Source organism: Streptomyces sp. ADI95-17 (assembly GCF_003846175.1).
GTDB classification, from domain to species: Bacteria; Actinomycetota; Actinomycetes; order Streptomycetales; family Streptomycetaceae; genus Streptomyces; species Streptomyces sanglieri.
In genome coordinates, this window is the sequence record NZ_ML123045.1 from 657,217 (window position 1) to 672,398 (window position 15,182).

The following is a 15,182-nucleotide window of genomic DNA, read 5'->3' on the forward strand; positions in this document are numbered from 1 at the left end:
AGCCTTTGCTTGTGCCCCGTCTGTCTGATGTCCTCGCCGAGCTCGACGCTCTCTGGCCGCCCGAGCGGGCCGAAGGCTGGGACGCGGTCGGCACCGTCTGCGGAGACCCCGACGCCGTCGTCGACCGCGTGCTCTTCGCCGTCGACCCCGTCCACGAGATCGCCGACGAGGCGATCCGGCTCGGCGCCCAGCTGATCGTCACCCACCACCCGCTCTATCTGCGGGGTACGACGACGGTCGCGGCCGACACCTTCAAGGGCCGGGTCGTGCACACCCTCATCAAGCACGACATCGCGCTGCACGTCGCGCACACCAACGCCGACACCGCGGACCCGGGCGTCTCCGACGCCCTGGCCGGCGCGCTCGACCTGCGCGTCGAGGGCCCCCTCGTACCGGACCCGTCCGACCCGAAGGGCCGGCGCGGCCTCGGCCGGATCTGCGTGCTCGACCACCCGGAGACCCTGGCCGAATTCGCCGCCCGCGCGGCCGCCCGGCTGCCCGCCACCGCGCAGGGCATCCGGCTCGCCGGCGACCCCGCGACGACGGTGCGCACCGTCGCGGTCAGCGGCGGCTCCGGCGACAGCCTCTTCGACGCGGTCCGCGCCGCGGGGGTCGACGCCTTCCTCACCGCCGACCTGCGCCACCACCCGGCCTCCGAAGCCGTCCAGCACTCCCCGCTCGGCCTGATCGACGCCGCCCACTGGGCCACCGAATGGCCCTGGTGCGAACAGGCCGCGGCGCAGCTCGACGCGATTTCCGACCGCCACGGATGGGACCTGCGGGTCCATGTCTCGAAGCAGGTCACCGACCCCTGGACCACCACCACCCACCACTCTTCTGGAGCCCCCAACTGAACGCCGCGCCCGCCGACCAGATCCGACTCCTCGACGTCCAGGCCCTCGACGTACGCCTGTCGCAGCTCGCGCACCGGCGCAAGTCGCTGCCCGAGCACGCCGAGATCGAGTCGCTCACCAACGACCTCGCGCAACTGCGCGACCTGCTGGTCGCCTCGCAGACCGAGGAGAGCGACACCGCCCGCGAGCAGACCAAGGCCGAGCAGGACGTCGACCAGGTGCGCCAGCGCGCCGCCCGCGACCAGCAGCGTCTCGACTCCGGCGCGGTCACCTCGCCGAAGGACCTGGAGAGCCTCCAGCGCGAGATCACCTCGCTGGCCAAGCGCCAGGGCGACCTGGAGGACGTCGTCCTCGAAGTGATGGAGCGCCGCGAGTCCGCCCAGGAGCGCGTCACCGAACTGTCCGACCGGGTCTCCGCCGTCCAGGCCAAGGCCGACGACGCGACCGCCCGCCGCGACGCCGCGACCAAGGAGCTCGACGAGCAGGCCGCGACCGTCACCAAGGAGCGCGAGGTCGTCGCCGGTTCCGTCCCCGCGGACCTGATGAAGCTGTACGACAGGCTCCGCGCCCAGCAGGGCGGGGTCGGCGCCGCCCGCCTCTACCAGCGCCGCTGCGAGGGCTGCCGCCTCGAACTGAACATCACCGAGGTCAACGACGTGAAGGCGGCCTCCCCGGACACCGTCCTGCGCTGCGAGAACTGCCAGCGCATCCTGGTCCGTACCTCGGAGTCGGGCCTGTAATGACCCAGCCGCGCCAGTTCGTCATCGAGGCCGACGGCGGATCCCGGGGCAACCCCGGGCCCGCCGGTTACGGAGCGGTCGTCATCGATCCGGTGACGGGGGAGACCCTCGCCGAGGCGGCCGAGTACATCGGCGTCGCGACGAACAACGTCGCCGAGTACAAGGGCCTCATCGCGGGCCTGAAGGCGGCGAAGGCGCTGGTGCCGGACGCCTCGGCGGACGGCGCGCTCCAGGTGCGGGTCCGGATGGACTCGAAGCTGGTCGTGGAACAGATGTCGGGCCGCTGGAAGATCAAGCACCCCGACATGAAGCCGCTCGCGGCGGAGGCCGCCAGGATCCTGCCGGCCTCCGCCGTCACGTACGAGTGGATCCCGCGCGAGAAGAACAAGCACGCGGACCGGCTCGCCAACGAGGCGATGGACGCGGGCAAGCGCGGCAAGCAGTGGGAGCCGTCGGCGTCGACGGCCTCCCTCGACACCCCCCGGTCCCCGGCGGCCTCCGCGCTGCCGCCGGTCTCCGGCCCGCCCGGTGACGCGGCGGCGGGCGCGGCGAAGGCCCGCGCGGCCCTGGCCTCCCGGCCGGCCGCGGCCTCCCCGGCGGCCCCGCAGGCCGGCTGGGGCGCGGCGCCCGATCTCGGGGCGCCCGCCACCTTCGTACTGCTCCGGCACGGCGAGACCGCCCTCACCCCCGAGAAGCGGTTCTCCGGCAGCGGCGGCGGCGACCCCGAACTCTCGGCGGCCGGCCGTCACCAGGCCGAGTGCATCGCCCGGTCGCTGGCCGACCGCGGCACGGTCGAGGAGATCGTCAGCTCCCCGCTGCGCCGCTGCCGCGAGACGGCGGCCGCGGTGGCGGCCCGGCTCGGTCTGGAGGTCCGGATCGAGGAGGGCCTGCGCGAGACGGACTTCGGTGCCTGGGAGGGGCTGACGTTCGCCGAGGTACGGGAGCGGTACGGCGCCGACCTGGACGCCTGGCTGGCCTCCGCGAAGGTGGCCCCCACCGGCGGCGGCGAGAGCTTCGCCGAGGTCGCCCGCCGCGTCTCGGCCACCCGCGACCGCCTCACCACCCGCTACGCGGGCCGCACGGTCCTGCTGGTCACCCATGTGACGCCGATCAAGACCCTGGTCCGGCTGGCACTCGGCGCCCCGCCGGAGGCCATGTTCCGGATGGAACTCTCGGCGGCCTCGGTCTCAGCGGTGGCGTACTACGCGGACGGCAACGCGTCGGTGAGGCTGCTCAACGACACGTCGCACCTGCGGTAGCGGCGGAGGCGGGGGCGGAAGCCCCCTGCTCGGGTGCGGGGTCCGGTGTCGCGTGCCGGGGCCGGCCCCTTGCCCGCAGGCGCCCCGTACCCCCGCACGCAGGGGCGGGGGTGTGGGAGACAGCCGCGTGCGGGGACAGGCGAAATCAGCCGCGCAGCGCCGCAGCCTCGCTCGCCAGCCGCTCCACCCGCGCCCAGTCCTTCGCCGCGATCGCATCCGCCGGGACCATCCAACTGCCGCCCACGCAACCGACGTTGGGCAGCGCCAGGTAGGACGGTGCCGAGGCGAGCGAGATGCCGCCGGTCGGGCAGAACCGGGCCTGCGGAAGCGGCGCGGAGAGCGCCTTCAGATACGCCGTACCGCCGGCCGCCTCGGCCGGGAAGAACTTCATCTCGGCGACCCCGCGCTCCAGCAGCGCGACCACCTCGGACGTCGTGGAGACGCCCGGCAGGAACGGCACCCCCGAGGCCTTCATCGCGTCCAGCAGCCGGTCCGTCCAGCCGGGGCTGACCAGGAACCGGGCGCCCGCGGCGACGGTGTCGGAGACGTTCCGCCCGGAGATCACCGTGCCGGCGCCGACCACCGCGTCCGGCACCTCGGCCACGATCGCCCTGATCGCGTCCAGCGCCGCAGCGGTGCGCAGCGTCACCTCGATGGCCGGGAGCCCGCCCGCGACCAGGGCCCGGGCGAGCGGCACCGCGTCGGCGGCGTCCTCCAGGACGACTACGGGCACGACGGGGGCGAGGTCCAGCACAGAGGAGGTCATGCGCTCATCTTGCCGCGCCGAACGCACCGTACGCAATGAGCGTTGCACATGGTGCAACATACGCGACTCGACGGCCCGCCGTGAGGAGGCCGTCGAGTCAGTGGATCTCCGTCACCACGACATCGATCGACCACGCCCGCCCGGCCCGCGCCGGAACCTCGGCCTCCACCACGTACCCGAGCCCGCGCAGGGTCTCCACCAGCTCCGCGGGTCCCTTCGGCCGCGCGCCGGAGACCAGCAGATCGCGGACCAGCCGCCCCTTCGTCGCCTTGTTGAAGTGGCTGACCACCGACCGCTTCTCGACCCCGTCCACCAACTGGGAGTGCAGCACTCGCACGCTCGCCGTGCGCTCCGCCACCTCGCCCTTCGGCTTCCACGCGGCGGTGTACGCGGAGGACCGCAGGTCCAGGACGAGCCCGTCGCCGGCCGCCTCCGGCATCACCCGCGCCATCGGGTCACGCCAGTACGCCCCGAGCGCGCCCAGCCCCGGCAGCTTCACGCCCATCGAGCAGCGGTACGACGGAATCCGGTCGCCCACCCGCACGGCGCCCCACAGCCCGGAGAAGACCAGCAGCGACTTCCCGGCCCGCCGCCTGGCCGCCGTGTCCAGGGTGGCCAGGTCCAGCGCGTCGTACAGCACTCCCGTGTAGATCTCCCCGGCCGGACGCGTCCCGGCCGTCCGGAGCTCCACGTTCTTCGCGATCTCGCCGCGCAGCCCCTCGCTCAGCCCGAGCACCTCGCGGGCCTTCTCCTCGTCCGCCGTGCACAGCTCGACCAGCTCGTCGAGCACCGCCGCCCGCGCCTCGGCCAGTCCGGACAGCGACAGCGACTCCGGCTTCAGGGGAGCACCGCGCCCCGAGGCGGCCTTTCCTTCGGAGGGCGGCAACAGCACGAGCACGGCGGTTCTCCTTCGTACGCACGGTCGGGGGCGGGACCGGTTCCCCCCGCGCCAGCGTACGGGGACGGCGGGGCCGCCCGGGCCGCTGCCCGGCCACGCCGCCTCCCGGGATGCCGCCCGCCCCGCCCCGACCTACGCTCGGTCCATGCCCCGCCGCCATCTCCGCATGACCGGGCCGGCCGACACCCCGCTGAGGGCGTCCCTGTGCGAACTGCGCACCGAGCTCGGCCTTCCCCACGACTTTCCGGCCGAGGTCCTCGCCGAAGCGGCACAGGCGGCGAAGGACCCGGCGGTATCGGCCCACGAGGACGCGACGGACCTGCCGTTCCTCACCATCGACCCGCCCACCTCGACCGACCTCGACCAGGCCATGCACCTCGAACGCCGCCGGCACGGCTACCGGGTGCACTACGCCATCGCCGACGTCGCCGCCTTCGTACGCCCCGGCGGAGCGCTCGACACCGAGGCCCACCGCCGGGTGACGACCCTCTACTTCCCCGACGGCAAGGTGCCGCTCCACCCCACCCTGCTCTCCGAGGGCGCCGCCAGCCTCCTGCCGGGGCAGACCCGCCCCGCCGCGCTCTGGCGGATCGACCTCGACACCGAGGGCGGGGTCGTCGCCACCTCGGTGCGCCGGGCCCTCGTCCGCAGCCGCGCCAAACTCGACTACGCGGGCGTCCAGCGGCAGATCGACACCGGCACCGCCGAGGAGTCCCTCGCCCTGCTCCGCGACATCGGACGGCTCCGCGAGGAGCAGGAGGTCGCCCGCGGCGGCATCTCCCTCAACGTGCCCGAGCAGGAGATCGTCGCGCACGACGGCACATACGGCCTCGAATTCCGCGCCCCGCTGCCCGCCGACGGCTGGAACGCCCAGCTCTCCCTGCTGACCGGCATGGCCGCCGCCCACCTCATGGCCGAGACCGGCACCGGCATCCTGCGCACGCTGCCGGTCGCCCCGGACGGCGCCGTGGCCCGGCTCCGCCGCTCGGCCGACGCACTGCACATCGACTGGCCGCACCACGTCCCGTACGCCCAGGTCGTCCGCTCACTCGACCCGAGACGCGCCGATCACGCCGCGTTCCTCCAGGAGTGCACCACCCTGCTGCGCGGCGCCGGCTACACCGTCTTCGACCACGGCCAACTCCCCACCCCCGCCGTCCACGCCGCCGTCGCCGACCTCTACACGCACTGCACCGCCCCGCTGCGCCGCCTCGTCGACCGGTACGCGGCCGAGCTGTGCCTCGCCGCCGTCGCCGGACACGACCCGCCCGAGTGGGTCCTCGCCGCACTGCCCGGCCTGCCGAAGGAGATGGCGGACGGCACCAGACGCGCCAACACCGTCGAGCGCGAGTGCGTCGACCTCGTCGAGGCCGCGCTGCTCAAGGACCGGATCGGCGAGATCTTCGACGCGTACGTCGTCGACGTGGCGGACCAGGAACCCACCACCGGCACCGTCCACATCGACGACCCGGCGGTGGTCGCCCGGATCGACGGCGGCGACACGAAACTCCCGCTGGGGGAGCGGCTGCGGGTCAGGCTGACCCAGGCGGACCCCGGCTCGTCGAAGGTGCTCTTCGCCCCTGCGTGAGCGGGGGAGAGACAGGCCCCCGCCCCCGGCCCGGTCACCCGGCGTCTTCCCGCCCCCGCCCGAGCGCGGCCACCACCGCGCCCGGATCATCCGCATGGAACCGGACCGCCCGCGCCTGCCCCCGCTTCCCCAGCGGCCGCACGAACTCCACCGGAGCGGTCAGCTCCACGCGCACGGTGGTCTGCCCGCCGACGACGAGATCGAGCACCCCGTCCGCCCCCGCCCGCACCGGACCGCCCTCCGGGAACCGCCGTTCGACCCGCGCCCCGGCGACCGCGTCGGCGGGGATCCGCAGATCGAACAGCCCGCCGTAGCGGAGCCGCAGCGCCCCGTCGGCGTCCACCACATGAGGCCGGGTCACGCACGAGGCGTGCAGCGCCAGCACGAACACCACCCCGTACACGTCCAGCACCAGCAGAATCCCGTGCACGAGGGGCCAGGGGATCAGCAGCGCCAGCATCACCGTCTCGACCACGGAGACGAAGAGCAGGCCGTACATCATCGCGGTCTGCGGGCCCGTGTACGCGACGGCGACGGCACCCGCGGGAACACCGTGCCGCCGTCCCCGCAGCCACAGCCCGAGACTGTGCAGCGCGCGCACCTCGTGCGCGGCGAGCCGGCGCGCCCGCTCCGGTACGACCGTACGCAGCGCCGCCATCAGCGCCTCCCGCCACCCGAGCCCGGCACGGCGTCCCGCACGAAGGAGCCGCCCCAGGACCACGGCCTCGAAACCGAGCATCACCACCGCCGACACCCTGGCCCCGAACACCACCACCGCCGGCACCCGGACCCCGGCCGACAGACAGCCCACCAGAACCACCTCGGCCACCACCGCACCCCCCACGGCCCACCGCCCGACCCGCACACTCATCCCGCGCTCCCCTCCTCTCCCGCACTCCTCTCGTCTCCCGTGCTCGCCTCGTCGCCGGACCCCGCCACGCGCTCGGCCAGACCGGCCATCACCAGGCGCACCACCTCGGCCTGGGCCGGTGCCCAGTCATCGAGCAGCGCCTCCCCGAACCCCGGAACGACCGGCCCGTCCGGGCCGATCGCCGCCAGCACCTCGTCCGGCACGGCGGCCACCAGGTCGGCGGCGAGCCGCACGATCCGCGGATCGCCCACCGGCGCCCCGGCCAACGCGTCCAGCCGCTCGTACAGAACGGGTACGGCCGGGTCCTCGGCCAGCCTCATCAACGCGGCCCGGACCTCACCGCCCATGCCCGCCGCATCCAGCAGCGTCAGGTGCTCGCGATCCCGGTCGGCCGAGGGAGAACCGGTCGCCGGCCCCGTGCCCAGCAGCTCGACGAGCGCGGGCGGCACGGTCCCCTCGCCGGAGACCGGTGCTTCCAGCAACGCGGCCAGCCGACGCCGCCGCTCCCTGATCCCGGCCTCCTGCCGGGCCAGATCCGCGTCCAACTCGGCCAGCACCTCCATGAGTTCACGCCCCGCCGTGTCCCCGAGCACGTCCCGCACCTCGTCCAGCCCGAGCCCCAGCTCGGTGAGCCGCCGGATCCGGGCCAGCACCACGGCGTCCCGCACGCCGTACGAGCGGTAGCCGTTGGCCCGGCGCCCGGGTTCGGGAAGCAGACCGATGTGGTGGTAGTGCCGGATCGCCCGTGAGGTGACCCCGACGAGCGCGGCGATCTCTCCGATACGCATACGGCCAGTAGAAACCTTGACGCTGCGGCAAGGTCAAGCACTCACCGCACCCCTCGGTATCCGTGAACTCCGCACCCGCCTGTGCCACGATCGAGGGGCGTAATCCCATCTCACGGACGGCGGGTCGAACGATGCCCCAATCTGGCGAGCGACCGAGGAAGGGGCGTGACATGACTGCCATGCCGCACGAACCGTTCACGCAGGCGGACGTCCTGCTGGAGGGCTTCCTGGCGCTGGATACGCCGGAGGGCTTCCGGGCCGAGCTGATCGAGGGGGAGATTGTCGTGACGCCGCCGCCGGACGGGGACCACGAGGACTACATCAGCCTGATCATGAAGCAAGTGATCAGACTGGCCCGGACCGATATGGACTTTTCCGGAAACAAGGGACTGAAGCTGGCGAGCGGCGGGCGCTGTCCCAAGAACCACGTCATTCCCGACGGCACCTTCGCCCCCACCGAACTGCGTCTGTACCGGGGAGCCGAGCCCTGGATGCCGTGCGACGGGGTGGCCCTCGTCGTCGAGGTCACCTCGACCAAGCCCCGGGCGGACCGTACGGACAAGCGCCACTGCTACGCCCGAGGCCTCATCCCGCTCTACCTTCTGGTGGACCGCGAACAGTCCTCGGTGACGCTGTTCAGCGACCCGGAGGGCGACGACTACCGTCAGCACTGCACGATCCCGTTCGGCAAGCGGCTCACTCTCCCGGCGCCGTTCGCCTTCGACCTGGAGACCGAGAAACTCATCTGAGCCCGGTCCCGGTCGGCGGCCCCCGGTGGACGGGTAGCATGGTCGGCACGGCAGACGAGCCGGGCGGACGGCCGCGTGGGGATCCTCGGATCTCCCCGAGGAACGTCCGGGCTCCACAGGGCAGGGTGATGGCTAACGGCCACCCGGGGTGACCCGCGGGACAGTGCCACAGAAAACAGACCGCCGGGGACCTCGGTCCCCGGTAAGGGTGAAACGGTGGTGTAAGAGACCACCAGCGCCTGAGGCGACTCAGGCGGCTAGGTAAACCCCACCCGGAGCAAGGTCAAGAGGGGCCGTCGCAAGACGGCCCTGCGCGAATGATCGAGGGCTGCCCGCCCGAGTTCGCGGGTAGACCGCACGAGACCGGCAGCAATGCCGGTCCTAGATGGATGGCCGTCTCCCCGGCCGCCGCGAGGCGACCGGGCGACAGAACCCGGCGTACAGCCCGACTCGTCTGCCGCCCTCTGCGGCTTTGCTTTCGTAGGGGCCTCCGGTCTGGGTCGGAGGCCTTTTCCGGCAGACGGGGCGGACGGTTCCTGGTGCCTCGCGCGGTGGCACGGACAGGTCCGCAGCGGTACTGATGGCCGCGTCATGTCCGAGGCCTCCCGATGCAGCGGTCGGCGGCGGGGCGAACATGGGCCCGTGCCTGCCGACCGCCGGCTGACGCCCGCAGCAGCCGATCGAAGAACGAGCGGTACCGCCGCAGAGCGGGACGCAGATCCTCGGTCGCCACTTCCTGGCCGGTGCGGGCCCGGGACCGACGTGGAATTTGGCCGGGAAAATCAGGGATCCGGTCCGGACCGTTGCGGAGTTTCAAATTCCGTTATTCGGTGGCATGTGCAGCAAAGGGCCAGGCCAGGGTATCCGGCTATGCATGGCCATATGGTCCGAGTAAGGGCCTGATCGATGCCTGGTCCTTACGCATTGAGGCATCGGCCCCATTTGTCAAATATTCGCGCATACGCATGCCCCCCGAGGGGTTGCTTTCGGCCCTCCCGCCCGGGGGCTGTTGATAGTGCTGGCGGACTCATGAAGACTGATCAGGTACAAGATCGTCGGCCGCGGCTTCGCCCGCTCGGAAGGCATCGTAAACGACAAGTAAATGTTTTCCAATGATTCAACCGTATGGCCATCGAGGGGGGATCGTGCTGTGGAGTACCGGAGGCTGGGCAGGACAGGCATTCGCGTCTCCGTGCTGAGCCTGGGCACGGCCACCCTGGGGTCGCAGTGGGGTCCGCGCTGGTCGATGGAGCCGACCGAGGCCGACGCGCTGATCGGTACCGCGCTGGAACACGGAATCAACCTGTTCGACACGGCGAACGTCTACAACGGCGGGGAAAGCGAGGAATGGCTCGGCCGTGCATTGAAGCAGCGCTCCGCTCGCGACAATGTTGTTCTTTCGACGAAGTTCGGATATCGCACCGACCATTGCGATGTCAATAGCGGTGGGTGCAGTCGCCGGGCCATGACCTCCGCAGTCGAGAAGTCACTGACTCGACTCGGCACCGACTATATCGATCTGTATTACGTTCACCTGTGGGACCGCGTCACGGCTGTCGAGGAAACGCTGGAGACCGCGATCGATCTGATCGCCCAGGGCAAGATCCGCTATCTCGGCCTGAGCAATGTGCCCGGCTGGTACCTGGGATATGCGGACGGGCTGTGCGCGGGAAGGGGCCTTCCGCCTATCGCCGCGATGCAGTTGAACTACAACCTGCTCACTCGCTCGCTGGAACACGAATACCTCTCGTACGCCGAACACAGCGGCACCGGTCTCGTTTCCTGGGGCCCCCTGGCGGGAGGCCTGCTGGCCGGCCGGTACCGGGTGGATGCGCGCAGACGCACACTCGAAGGGGCCGGGCGGCTGACCGAAGGCGCCCTGGGGGCCACCCTCAGCCCCTTCCGGGACATCGTCGAACGCACCCTCCTCCGCCTCGACCGGCTCGCGGAGCAGACCGGTGAGAATCCGGCGCGGATGGCTCTGGCGTGGCTGCTGCGCAACCCCCGACTCACCAGCGTCACCCTCGGCGTCTCCACGCGGTCGCAGTTGCTGGACAACCTGGAAGCGGCGAACACCGAGTTCCCCGACGAGGTGATGGCCTCGCTCGACGAGGTGTCCGCCCCGTCCACCCCCCACCCGTACGAATTCCTGGCCCAGGAATTCCAGGATCTGGTCCACGGCACCCCCACGAGCAACGCGAGAGAAGACGGGCAGTCGCCGATGCACCAGCAGAGAACCAACTGACACCGCGGGAGCCCGGACGCCGTGCCGCCGGAGGCGGGCGGTGGGCCGGCTCCCCGTGCGGCCATCGCATCCGGCCTGTGGGTACGCCGACGACGTCGTCCCGCCCGTCCGGTCTTCGTCATGTCGGGGCGGCTGACCAAGCCGGGCGTGACGCCGATCGACCACCACCTCGCGCGACGACACGGCGTCTCGCCACTTCCGACCAGCCCGTGGGAGCAGACATGCGTTTCGGCCTACTCGGCATGCTAGAGGTCTTCGATGGGGAACGAAGGGTGACGCTCTCCGCACCCAAAGTGCGCAGCGTGCTGGCTCTGCTGCTTCTTCACAGCGGCCGCGTCGTACACACGGCTTCGCTCATCGACGAACTATGGGGAGAGAACCCCCCCGTTGACCGCCCTGACCACCCTGCACACCTACATCTACCAACTGCGCAAGGCGATCCCGGTCCGTCGCGCGACGGACGCGGGGCCGGGGGATCCGGCGCCGACCGGGACGCCACAGCCCCAGTGGCTGCGCACCGCGTACGCCGGTTACGTCGCCGACATCCCGCCCGAGTCGATCGACCTCCGCCAGTTCGAGAGCCTTGCCGTCCAGGGGAAACAGGCCCTTGACCGCGGGGTGATGGCGGAGGCGGCCGGCCTGCTGCGGGCCGCACAGTCCTGTTGGCGCGGCCCGTTCGCCGCCGACGTCCGGCACGGCAGGGCGCTCAGCGCCTACGCCACCAAGCTGGACGAGGAGTGGCTGCGCGTGGTGGAGCAGGCCATCGAGGCCGAGATGGCGCTCGGCCTGCACCGTGAAGTGCTGGGCGAGTTGCGGCAGTTGGTCATGGAGCACCCCTTCTCCGAGGGGTTGTACCAGCAGCTGATGCTCGCCCTGTACCGGTCCGACCGGCGCTTCGACGCGATACAGGAGTACCAGTGTCTGCGCCGGAACATGGTCGACGAGCTGGGCCTCGAACCCTCGCGCGCGGTGCGGCAGTTGCACGAGGCCATTCTCAACTCCGACCCCTCGCTCGACTTCCGGTACGCGGATCGGCCGCGGCCCCGGCAGCACAGCGACTGGTCGGCACACTGACGCTCTGCCCCGCTCGACGAGGGCTCTTTCGAGGAGGATCGCCGTGGCAACCGAGGCCACACCGCCTGTCAACAGCGACACCGCTGAGGACGAGGCACGCAGGCAACTGCCCGCCGAGACGTTCGAGTACGCGAGCGGTGGCGCTGGGGACGGGGCCACCGTACGACGCAACATCGCACGCCTGGACTCGTTGTCACTGCTTCCCCGCATGCTGCGCGACGTGTCCCGGATCGACATGGGGACCGACGTCGTCGGCGGCCGGCTGGCCGCCCCGTTCCTCGTCGCGCCCATGGGCATGCAGAGCATCTACCACGAGGGAGCCGAGAGCGCGGCGGCGACGGCCGCCGCGCAGCTGGGCCTCGGGTTCTGTCTGTCGACGTTCGCCAGCCACTCGCCGAAGGAGGTCGCGGGTGCGGCGGGCCGGCAGGTGCGCTGGCGGCAGGTGTATCTCATGAGCGACAGCGGGCTCACCGACGCGCTGGTCGAAGGGGCCGAGGACGCGGGCTTCGACGCGGTCGTCTGCACGGTGGACGTTCCGGTCATGGGGGCGAGCCGGCGCGACGCGGGCAACGTCTTCGACCACTCCAGCCAGGAGCTGCGGGAGGCCGCCTCACAGCCGGCGGTGGCCGACGAGCCGTACTTCACCGGGTTGCTGGCCGAACGGCGACGTGAGACGCCGGGGGCGAGTGCCCAGGAGGTCATCGACACCCTGTTCCCCAATCCGGCCGCCACCTGGAAGGAGCTGGAGCGGCTCATCGCCCGGTCCCGGCTGCCCGTGATCGTCAAGGGCGTGCTCCATCCCGAGGACGCGACCCGCGCCATCGAGGCCGGTGCGGCCGCGGTCGTGGTGTCGAACCACGGCGGCTATCAGCACGACCGGTCCGTGACCAGCATCGACGCTCTCCCCGGTGTCGCGGGTGCGGTGGGCGGCAGGGTGCCGGTCTACTTCGACTCCGGGATACGTCGCGGCAGCCACGCGGCGGTCGCGCTGGCCCGGGGAGCGTCGGCCGTGCTGGTGGGCCGGCCTGTCCTGTGGGGCCTCGCGGCGGGCGGCCGGGACGGTGTCGCCGCCGTGCTGCGGGATCTGGTCGAGGACCTGCACAACACCATGGCGATCGTCGGCGCCCCGACCGTGGCCGATCTCGCCGCAGCCACCACCGTCGCGGACTGACCCCGGCAGCAGTCCGGCCCGGCAGCCCTGCGGGGCTACCGGGCCGGGTGCACCTGGGGTGTGACGCCGTTCCAGAACGGCCTGCGGGAAACCCACTGCGGAAGGGCGCCGGCAACACCGGCGCCCTTCTCCAGGAACGCGATGTTGTGATGCAGATTCAGACCGGCCAGTGACCCGGCGAGATCCGGGCTCCCGCCGTCGGCGCGGAGCCCGCGGCCCATCCGCTCCCGCAGCGCGTTCACCAGGGCCAGGGCGGCCGCGATGGAATCGCCCGGCACCGCGTCGCCGTCGTGGCGGGCCCAGGACGAGGCCGACAGGTCCTCGATGACGTACCAGCCGCCCGGACGCAGCCGCGGATACAGGTGCTCGAACGCGGTCAGGACGTCGCCCGCGGCATGGCTGCCGTCGTCGATGACCACGTCGAAGGGGCCATGGTCACGGCAGAGCCGGTCGAGGAACTCCCGGTCGTCCTGGCGCCCGCGGAGCGTGGTGATGCGGTCCTCGTCCAGGGGCGACTTGTCGAACACGTCCACCCCGTAGATCTGCCCGCGCGGGAAGAAGTGCTTCCACATCCGCAATGACCCGCCGCCCTGGTCGGGGCGCTCGTAGCCCCCGATGCCGAGTTCGAGCAGCCGGACCTCCTGGCCACGCAGCGCCCGGAAGTGGCGTTCGAAGTGCGGTGCGGACAGCTGGAGGCTGCTGCACCGGTCCGAATCGTGCCGAAGAGCCAGGGTGGCGAGCCCCGGGCTGTGCGAGGTGCAGCCCGAGACGACCGCGTCGGCGGCCCGGGCGATCCTGTGCAGCCGCTCGGTGTCGGACGACAGATGGCCCTCGCCGGGCAGGAACCGGGTGACGCGCATGTCCGGGCCGCGGCCGGTGTCGGACCGGTACAGCTCCAGCACCAGATCGGCGATCGAGCATTCGAGCCGCACATCGGCATCGGCGGTGGCCGCCCCGGTACGGGCCGGCCGCGACCTCTCGGTGACGTCGAGGATCGTGGTGTGACGTGCGGATCCGTGGGTCAGCTCCAGGCCGACGGTGGCCGTCGCGCAATCCGCCGCCGGCTCCGAGCGGAAGAGGATCTCGTCCACCAGTACCGCCGCGACCGCGTCCGTCCCCCAGCGCTCCACCACTTCGGTGACGCGCCGCCAGCCTCCCGAGGCGCTGCGCAGAACTGATTCGACGAGCTCGGTTCTGGTGGTCGTCACACGGTCTCCCTCGCGGTCGTCGAAGCGGTGCGGGTCAGCCGCGCTGCCAGAACATCGCCACACCGTCGATGGGCTGGAGCGGTTCGGTGATGCCGTGCTCCCTGCGGTACGTCTCGACGGCCTCGCTGCACGCAGGGAGCACATAGTCGTCCACGATGACGAAGCCCCCGGGCGAGAGGCGGGGGTAGAGGTTCACCAGGGCGTCCATCGTCGAGTCGTAATGATCGCCGTCCAGCCGGATCACCGCCAGCTTGTCGACCTCGATGGTCGGCAGGGTGTCGGCGAACCAGCCGGGCAGGAAGCGGACCTGCTGGTCGAGCAGGCCGTAGCGGGAGAAGTTCTCCCGCACCTGCTCCAGCGGCACGGCGAGGAAGTCGTTGTGCAGGTGCCACTGCAACTGCTGGTCGTCGGGGTGCGCCTGCTCGTCCGCGACCGGCATCCCCTGGAACGAGTCGGCCAGCCAGACACTCCGGTCCAGCACCCCGTGCGCCTTGAGGACCGCTCGCATCAGGATCGACGAGCCCCCGCGCCACACACCGGTCTCGATCAGATCGCCGGGTGTGTTGTCCCGGAGAACGGACTCGACACAGTGCTGGAGGTTCTCCAGCCGCTTCATGCCCACCATGGTGTGGGCCACGCTCGGCCAGTCACGCCCTTCCTGCCGCGCCTCCTCGTTGTCCTCGCCCCACACCCGGATCGCCGGGTCGGCGTAGATGGTGTTCGTCAGCACCTTCTTCATCAGGTCCAGGTACAGGTCCGCACCATGGTTCGACATCTGAGGTCCGCCTTTCGCCGTGGGCCGGGCATCTGACCGGGTGGCCGGGGCCACGGTGCGGCGGTGGCCTCCAGCCAGGATCCAGCGGTGCTGGAGGTGGCCGGAGGCGGCCGTTGGACCAGGAGTCCGCCGGAGTGTGAGTCGATCCGCCGGACACCGCGAGCGGTGCGGCGCACCGGCACGTGCGGGAGCCGCC

The 15,182-nt window shown here is 71.7% G+C and carries 14 protein-coding genes and 1 other RNA gene; 9 read left to right on the plus strand and 6 right to left on the minus strand.

The features are described 5' to 3' along the window. Nucleotides 1-11: 11 nt before the first annotated feature. The 3 genes from EES42_RS11045 to EES42_RS11055 are packed head-to-tail and all read left to right on the plus strand — an operon-like array spanning nucleotide 12 to nucleotide 2,853. A complete protein-coding gene (locus EES42_RS11045) occupies nucleotides 12-854 on the plus strand; it encodes a Nif3-like dinuclear metal center hexameric protein (RefSeq protein ID WP_124717951.1) in 843 nt (280 codons plus the stop codon). Then, the gene (locus tag EES42_RS11050; RefSeq protein WP_206433464.1) at nucleotides 851-1,594 is read left to right on the plus strand and encodes a zinc ribbon domain-containing protein; all 744 of its coding nucleotides are present in this window, start codon (nucleotides 851-853) and stop codon (nucleotides 1,592-1,594) included. The genes EES42_RS11045 and EES42_RS11050 overlap by 4 nt, the downstream gene beginning before the upstream one ends. Continuing rightward, nucleotides 1,594-2,853 carry a bifunctional RNase H/acid phosphatase gene (locus EES42_RS11055; RefSeq protein WP_124717953.1) on the plus strand — a complete coding sequence of 420 codons (1,260 nt, stop codon included), beginning with the start codon at nucleotides 1,594-1,596 and terminating at the stop codon, nucleotides 2,851-2,853. The genes EES42_RS11050 and EES42_RS11055 overlap by 1 nt, the downstream gene beginning before the upstream one ends. Nucleotides 2,854-2,998: 145 nt before the next feature. Here EES42_RS11055 and eda read toward each other — a convergent pair whose 3' ends face one another. Together eda and yaaA are read right to left on the minus strand one after the other, a co-directional pair. Next, a complete protein-coding gene (gene eda, locus EES42_RS11060) occupies nucleotides 2,999-3,619 on the minus strand; it encodes a bifunctional 4-hydroxy-2-oxoglutarate aldolase/2-dehydro-3-deoxy-phosphogluconate aldolase (RefSeq protein ID WP_124717954.1) in 621 nt (206 codons plus the stop codon). 97 nt (nucleotides 3,620-3,716) lie between these two features. Next, entirely contained in the window at nucleotides 3,717-4,517 is an 801-nt protein-coding gene (yaaA, locus tag EES42_RS11065) for a peroxide stress protein YaaA (RefSeq protein WP_124717955.1), read from the minus strand. A 145-nt stretch (nucleotides 4,518-4,662) separates the two neighbouring features. Here yaaA and EES42_RS11070 point away from each other — a divergent pair, with 145 nt between their 5' ends. Then, on the plus strand, nucleotides 4,663-6,105 hold the full coding sequence (locus tag EES42_RS11070; protein ID WP_241196354.1) for an RNB domain-containing ribonuclease: 1,443 nt from the start codon (nucleotides 4,663-4,665) through the stop codon (nucleotides 6,103-6,105). 34 nt (nucleotides 6,106-6,139) lie between these two features. Here EES42_RS11070 and EES42_RS11075 read toward each other — a convergent pair whose 3' ends face one another. Together EES42_RS11075 and EES42_RS11080 are read right to left on the minus strand one after the other, a co-directional pair. After that, nucleotides 6,140-6,976, minus strand: a complete 837-nt coding sequence (locus EES42_RS11075; protein ID WP_346775392.1) for a hypothetical protein — start codon at nucleotides 6,974-6,976, stop codon at nucleotides 6,140-6,142. Next, nucleotides 6,973-7,764: a MerR family transcriptional regulator gene (locus tag EES42_RS11080; RefSeq protein ID WP_124717956.1), complete on the minus strand. Its 792-nt coding sequence runs from the start codon at nucleotides 7,762-7,764 to the stop codon at nucleotides 6,973-6,975. The genes EES42_RS11075 and EES42_RS11080 overlap by 4 nt, the downstream gene beginning before the upstream one ends. Before the next feature lie 179 nt (nucleotides 7,765-7,943). Between EES42_RS11080 and EES42_RS11085 the strand changes: the two genes are divergently transcribed. From EES42_RS11085 to EES42_RS11115, 5 genes are all read left to right on the plus strand, one after another. After that, nucleotides 7,944-8,513 carry a Uma2 family endonuclease gene (locus EES42_RS11085; RefSeq protein ID WP_124718502.1) on the plus strand — a complete coding sequence of 190 codons (570 nt, stop codon included), beginning with the start codon at nucleotides 7,944-7,946 and terminating at the stop codon, nucleotides 8,511-8,513. Nucleotides 8,514-8,568: 55 nt separating this feature from the next. After that, an RNA gene (gene rnpB / locus EES42_RS11090) (RNase P RNA component class A) lies at nucleotides 8,569-8,970 on the plus strand. A 735-nt stretch (nucleotides 8,971-9,705) separates the two neighbouring features. Continuing rightward, complete coding sequence (locus tag EES42_RS11100; RefSeq protein ID WP_164495218.1) at nucleotides 9,706-10,758, plus strand: aldo/keto reductase; 1,053 nt, start codon at nucleotides 9,706-9,708, stop codon at nucleotides 10,756-10,758. A 387-nt stretch (nucleotides 10,759-11,145) separates the two neighbouring features. Further along, nucleotides 11,146-11,832, plus strand: coding sequence for an AfsR/SARP family transcriptional regulator (locus EES42_RS11110; protein ID WP_124717960.1), 687 nt, complete (start codon nucleotides 11,146-11,148; stop codon nucleotides 11,830-11,832). A gap of 43 nt (nucleotides 11,833-11,875) precedes the next feature. Then, a complete protein-coding gene (locus tag EES42_RS11115; protein WP_164495219.1) occupies nucleotides 11,876-13,003 on the plus strand; it encodes an alpha-hydroxy acid oxidase in 1,128 nt (375 codons plus the stop codon). Between the two features lie 35 nt (nucleotides 13,004-13,038). Here the strand turns inward: EES42_RS11115 and EES42_RS11120 are convergent, their stop codons facing one another. Together EES42_RS11120 and EES42_RS11125 are read right to left on the minus strand one after the other, a co-directional pair. Then, the gene (locus EES42_RS11120) at nucleotides 13,039-14,211 is read right to left on the minus strand and encodes a class I SAM-dependent methyltransferase (protein WP_164495220.1); all 1,173 of its coding nucleotides are present in this window, start codon (nucleotides 14,209-14,211) and stop codon (nucleotides 13,039-13,041) included. Nucleotides 14,212-14,245: 34 nt separating this feature from the next. Further along, on the minus strand, nucleotides 14,246-14,986 hold the full coding sequence (locus tag EES42_RS11125) for a TylF/MycF family methyltransferase (protein WP_124717963.1): 741 nt from the start codon (nucleotides 14,984-14,986) through the stop codon (nucleotides 14,246-14,248). Nucleotides 14,987-15,182: the final 196 nt, after the last annotated feature.

Excerpts from the sequence above, each read along its gene's own strand:
- EES42_RS11055 (WP_124717953.1), top strand. The coding sequence starts at position 1,594 with ATGACCCAGCCGCGCCAGTTCGTCATCGAGGCCGACGGCGGATCCCGG.
- eda (WP_124717954.1), bottom strand. The coding sequence starts at position 3,619 with ATGACCTCCTCTGTGCTGGACCTCGCCCCCGTCGTGCCCGTAGTCGTC.
- EES42_RS11070 (WP_241196354.1), top strand. The coding sequence starts at position 4,663 with ATGCCCCGCCGCCATCTCCGCATGACCGGGCCGGCCGACACCCCGCTG.
- EES42_RS11075 (WP_346775392.1), bottom strand. The coding sequence starts at position 6,976 with ATGAGTGTGCGGGTCGGGCGGTGGGCCGTGGGGGGTGCGGTGGTGGCC.
- EES42_RS11080 (WP_124717956.1), bottom strand. The coding sequence starts at position 7,764 with ATGCGTATCGGAGAGATCGCCGCGCTCGTCGGGGTCACCTCACGGGCG.
- EES42_RS11085 (WP_124718502.1), top strand. The coding sequence starts at position 7,944 with ATGCCGCACGAACCGTTCACGCAGGCGGACGTCCTGCTGGAGGGCTTC.
- EES42_RS11125 (WP_124717963.1), bottom strand. The coding sequence starts at position 14,986 with ATGTCGAACCATGGTGCGGACCTGTACCTGGACCTGATGAAGAAGGTG.